This is a genomic window from Neisseria sp. P0009.S007, from assembly GCF_051962515.1.
The window spans coordinates 1-1,238 of the sequence record NZ_JBQCVF010000404.1 but is presented as its reverse complement, the minus strand read 5'-3'; the positions used below and the strand labels follow the sequence as shown (position 1 = coordinate 1,238).

1 protein-coding gene and 1 pseudogene are annotated in these 1,238 nt (G+C 39.4%); one reads left to right on the top strand and one right to left on the bottom strand.

Annotated features, from left to right (window positions below; all coding sequences use genetic code 11):
* Nucleotides 1-270: pseudogene (locus ACTHS3_RS13640) on the top strand (phage holin family protein); the annotation flags it as partial.
* 173 nt (nt 271-443) lie between these two features.
* Here the strand turns inward: ACTHS3_RS13640 and ACTHS3_RS13635 are convergent.
* Complete coding sequence (locus ACTHS3_RS13635; RefSeq protein WP_083313415.1) at nt 444-770, bottom strand: hypothetical protein; 327 nt, start codon at nt 768-770, stop codon at nt 444-446.
* Nucleotides 771-1,238 lie beyond the last annotated feature (468 nt).

Here is a 1,238-nt window from a genome sequence, read left to right as displayed (position 1 = left end):
GTGTTGTCCGGCGCGCTGTTGATGGTGGGCTTGGTCGGTTTGCTGTTCGGCTTGAACCGCGTGCTGTCGGATGTGGCCGCTTTGTGGGTATTTTTCGGCATTTTCTTTGTGAGCCTGCTGATTATTGCCGTATTGTTCCGTAAGGTATCGGCGGACTATCGGGAGCAGGGCAGTCGTGTGGCTGAAACCTTGCAGGATATTCGATCGGATATTGCGTATTTGCGCGGTGAGATAGACAAGGATGCGGACGATGAAGCAACAGGTGCATAGAGTTTTCTAAGAATATTAGAATATGTCAATTTTATTGCAAATGCCGTCATAGATAGACATAAAAATATTCTCGTAGCTTTTAAGATACTCTTGAAACCTTGATTAGGCACTTGCTCTCTAATGATAAGGGGTTGTCCTCAAATAATCAGTAAAGAAAGATTTGTTCTGGTTATCTATAGCAGGGTAGTTCCAGTAATATTAATTTGGGGATAGAGTTTTATCAGGATATGAAGGCTGTTAGAAAATTTAAATGATAGGTAATTACCATTTTCATCCACATATAGCTCCGACAGATCTTCTAGATAAAGATCAATGACAATATAATCTTTTCTGTAAAACAAGAGTCGGACAGAATTTACTGTCAGATCAAAGCTCAAAGTAACTTGTTCATCACCGTTAACAAACTTAACGGTCTGAATAACATCGTCTATTTCGCAATCAAACCCATAAATAGACATAAACTCATTACAATTTGGAATCACTAATTTAGCATTATTCATTCTGGTTCCCTCCTTTGAGTATTATGGTAGCAGAAGATCTCGAGTTGTTATTTCTTATTGGAAAAAGACTCTCAAATTTTTAACTTTTTAGGACAGTTACATCTTCTTTTGTTTAAGCCTTATGTTTTTCTGAAAAAAGATAATATTGAGATAGCATTGTCAAATCTGTTGGCTTTGAGGATATTTTTAGGTATTTTTTATGAAGCTGTTGATTATACTGTATCATTTTAAACAGTATCGGCAAATTATCGGGAGCAGGGCAGTCGTGTGGCTGAAACCTTGCTGGATATTCGATCGAACATTGCGTATTTGCGCGGTGAGATAGACAAGGATACGGACGATGAAACAACAGGAGTATGAAGAAGCGCGTGAGCTGCTGCTTTTAGAGGCCAAGCTGGTGCGGCTGCGGATTGAAGCGGAAAATTTGAAACTGCGTAAAGCGGAAGAAGGTAATGCTCGGCAGACTAA

Excerpts from the sequence above, each read along its gene's own strand:
- ACTHS3_RS13635 (WP_083313415.1), bottom strand. The coding sequence starts at position 770 with ATGAATAATGCTAAATTAGTGATTCCAAATTGTAATGAGTTTATGTCT.